Annotated in this window: 5 protein-coding genes; all 5 read left to right on the top strand. The window is 57.8% G+C overall.

Annotated features, from left to right (window positions below):
- Nucleotides 1-192: 192 nt before the first annotated feature.
- A complete protein-coding gene (locus tag FN828_RS20225) occupies nt 193-495 on the top strand; it encodes a hypothetical protein (protein WP_142495111.1) in 303 nt (100 codons plus the stop codon).
- Nucleotides 496-531: 36 nt separating this feature from the next.
- Nucleotides 532-831 carry a hypothetical protein gene (locus tag FN828_RS20220; RefSeq protein ID WP_142495110.1) on the top strand — a complete coding sequence of 100 codons (300 nt, stop codon included), beginning with the start codon at nt 532-534 and terminating at the stop codon, nt 829-831.
- 21 nt (nt 832-852) lie between these two features.
- Nucleotides 853-1044: a hypothetical protein gene (locus FN828_RS20215; protein ID WP_142495109.1), complete on the top strand. Its 192-nt coding sequence runs from the start codon at nt 853-855 to the stop codon at nt 1042-1044.
- Between the two features lie 69 nt (nt 1045-1113).
- Nucleotides 1114-2202 (top strand): phosphoenolpyruvate carboxykinase (ATP), encoded by a 1089-nt coding sequence (locus tag FN828_RS20210; RefSeq protein ID WP_142495108.1) that lies wholly within the window; start codon nt 1114-1116, stop codon nt 2200-2202.
- A complete protein-coding gene (locus FN828_RS20205) occupies nt 2169-3209 on the top strand; it encodes a nucleotidyltransferase family protein (protein WP_142495107.1) in 1041 nt (346 codons plus the stop codon). The genes FN828_RS20210 and FN828_RS20205 overlap by 34 nt, the downstream gene beginning before the upstream one ends.
- Nucleotides 3210-3250: the final 41 nt, after the last annotated feature.

Here is a 3250-nt window from a genome sequence, read left to right as displayed (position 1 = left end):
GGGAAAGAACGGTCGCAGCCGCGCCATCTGTTCGTCGGTCAGCCAAAATAGATTGCTCATGATACCCCCTGAAAGTTTGGGGATTTGAAGCATGCGACCAATGCGATCTCAAGCCGATTAATGGGTCCTGAGCCTAGTGCTTTCATCAAAAAGACCTGCTAGGCTTATCGTCAAAAGATAGACGTTAAAGTCATGTCGAGCAGTTCTAAGACCAGTACCAAACCCTATACCCGACGCGATGCGTTGTTAGCCGTTGGGAAATATTCCGTCGCCCTGTCCGGGGCGGCCGTTGTTGCGTTGTCCGCCGAGGAAGCCGCAGCACAAGCCGCCTGTAGCCGCCCCAACCCACCTTGGTGGTGTAATGGCGGCGGAAATGGAAACGGTAACGGTAACGGCCACGGCAATAATGGCGGAAACGGACGCGGAAACGGGCGTAGCTGGGCAGATCATCCAGACGGTGATCCCCAGAAATATAACTTTGAAACGTATGATTAACCGGGGGGTTTTCCCGGACATGACAGAGGCAACACCATGAGCGAGGAGCAAAAGCCCCACCCCAAAAGCGTTACCAGACGCGAGGTATTGCGATCCGTTGGGAAATATTCCGCTGCGGCAGGCGGGGCCAGCGTGGTGGCATTAAGTGCGACCGAAGCTTTGGCGCAGGCCACGGCCAGCAATTGCCGCGCAACTTACCCTTGGTGGTGGTGTTGGTTGCTGGGCTATCAGGAAGCGCCAAAGGCAAAGGCCGACGGCTGGGATGGCTATTCCCCGAACCAATCATACGAAGATGCGTTCCCCAGCACCCGCAGCAAATCCTCGGGCACATGGTAAGAGTAACAGCAGGTAAGCCACATGGAACAATCGCATAAACCAGATCAGTATTCGCGTCGTGACATTCTGAAGTCCGTCGGCAAATATGCCGGTGCCGCGACTGGTGCCAGCATTGTTGCAATTTCCGCAGAACAGGCATTGGCGCAAAATGCCTCTAGCAATCCATGCTATAATCCCAACCCACCAAAACGGTGTTTCGGCACCTCTGGCTAAGATCGTAATTATCCGGTGCCTGATCCCCTGAACATTCCCTGTGTCCCGATCGGGCAATCTTTTGCGCTGATGTCCCCTGTTACTGGTGCGGTTGTGCTGACAAACGCCTTTGGTCAGGCCATTGCCAAAGGGATCGGCATGGGGTTGCCCCCGGATGAGCTGGCGGCGCGATTGGCTGACCGCCCCGACGAAAGAAACGAAGCAAAAGCTGCAATTCAATCCGTTCTGGCCGCATGGGAACAGGCCGGGTTATTAACCCGCGAAACACCCGATTTCCCCGATCCCGTGGCCTTTTCTGGCCAACCACACACAATGCCCTTACGCTTCAGCGGTCCGGGGGGCGTTGCGCATGTCTATGCGCCAGACCCGGTGTTATCCGAACAATTGGAAACGATCATGGGGCATATGACCGCCCCGCCAAGGGCCGCGAAACACCCGACACGCCACCTGATTGCCCAGCCGGATACCGACGGGTTTGCGATATTTCGCAATGGTGCGGCGGTGTCCGGTCGGATCGGGTTGGATGCCGCCCGGTTCGTTCTGATGCGCGAAGTGGCCGAGGCAACCTGTGGACCGCAAGATGTGGCCTCGGTTTTTCATGCGGGGTGTGTGGCGCTGAACGGTCAGGCGTTATTGATTTCAGGGGAAAGCGGACAGGGAAAATCAACGCTGACTTTTGGATTGGTCGCGGCGGGCTGTGCCTATCTGGGGGACGACCATGTACCGCTTTGTCGGGATGGGCGCCAAATCATGAGCTTTCCAACATCCGCCGGGGTAAAGCCCGGTTCGTGGAAGCTGCCGGAAATTCGCGCGCTACAGGACCGATATGGCCTGACCCCGCGCAGCCCACGCGAAGGCGTGCGCTATATCCCACTACAAGACGCCGGGGCCATTCCCTTGGGGCAAGCGTTGCCGGTAAAGGCCATCGTGATCCCGCACTATCGCCCAGACGCCCCCCACGACATAATGCGAATTTCGCCTGAACAGGCTCTGATTCAGACCCTGAAAGCGGGATGCCGCACATCCGAAAGCCATCAGGGGGATATTGCGCCCCTGACGGAATTGCTAAACCATGTCCCGGCTTATGAATTACGGTTTTCCCGCTCGGATCAATCTGTGCCTACATGTCTGTCGTTGCTTCAAAACCCCCTGCCCTGACCCCCTGCGGATCGGCCCCGCATCGGGCGGTTTTGGGTATTTTGGCCATTGCACTGGGGCGACCGGCCTATGACGGGTTAATCGCCGATTTACGAAACAGCATACCGGAACAAATCGCCGCGATTGCCAATCAATCCTATGGGCAAACGATCCTTGCCAGCGGCTTACGGACGTTGCCTGCGCTACAGTCCGCGATTCCAGATGATCTGGTGATCTATTTTACCGAAATGCAGCGCGCGAATGGCGAACGCAACACCCAAGCCATCACGCAATTAGCGGAAATCGCCGCGATCCTTGCGCAGCACGGCATTCCAATTCTGGCCCTAAAGGGGGCCGCAGACGTCCTTCAACCGCTACACGACATCCCCGCACATCGCTATATCAGCGATCTGGATATTCTGATCCCTGAAAACCAGATTACCCACGCCGCCCGCCTGCTGCGCGAAGCCAAGGGGCTGCCGGTGGCGGATCGGGATATTTTACCGGGTGCGCATCATCATCTGGCCCAGATCATCGCGCCAGACTGGCTGTTTACCGTAGAGCTACACATTCAACCGGGGTCCAGCGCGGTGCAATCCGTGCTGAATGGTGCGAAAATGCTGCGCCATGCCACCCCAAGCGGCATTCCCGGCCTGATGATCCCGACCCTAGAGGACAGGTTTCTGCACCACATTCTGCACAATATGGAACTGCGCCATGACACGGCGGCGCTGCATCTGCGGGCACTGGCGGATCACCTGCGCTATAGGGCGGCGCTGCACGCTGAAGACACGGATCGGGCATTTTCCAGACTGGATGCAGTGGGCCTGGGCGCATGGCAGACCGATTTAACCGATCTGGCGCAGGCATTGAACGGCAGCCCTGCACAACCGGGAACATGGACGTGGCGGGCGCTGTCCGGGTTCGGCACACCAGACGCCGCCCGCAGCAAAGACACGCTATTCTGGATGAAAGTAAGGTTCCGCCGAGGGCCGTCTTGCCTCAGCAGCTCTTCTCGTCGGCCATGATGCTCTCGACGACTTTGGGATCACACTGTTCGTCGCGCAGG

Source organism: Thalassovita litoralis, assembly GCF_900182725.1.
Lineage (GTDB): Bacteria > Pseudomonadota > Alphaproteobacteria > Rhodobacterales > Rhodobacteraceae > Thalassobius > Thalassobius litoralis.
This window is presented reverse-complemented; position numbering and strand designations above follow the sequence as displayed.

What these genes read in the sequence shown, in the direction of transcription:
- FN828_RS20215 (WP_142495109.1), top strand. Translation starts at nt 853, where the DNA reads ATGGAACAATCGCATAAACCAGATCAGTATTCGCGTCGTGACATTCTG.
- FN828_RS20205 (WP_142495107.1), top strand. Translation starts at nt 2,169, where the DNA reads ATGTCTGTCGTTGCTTCAAAACCCCCTGCCCTGACCCCCTGCGGATCG.
- FN828_RS20220 (WP_142495110.1), top strand. Translation starts at nt 532, where the DNA reads ATGAGCGAGGAGCAAAAGCCCCACCCCAAAAGCGTTACCAGACGCGAG.
- FN828_RS20210 (WP_142495108.1), top strand. Translation starts at nt 1,114, where the DNA reads ATGTCCCCTGTTACTGGTGCGGTTGTGCTGACAAACGCCTTTGGTCAG.
- FN828_RS20225 (WP_142495111.1), top strand. Translation starts at nt 193, where the DNA reads ATGTCGAGCAGTTCTAAGACCAGTACCAAACCCTATACCCGACGCGAT.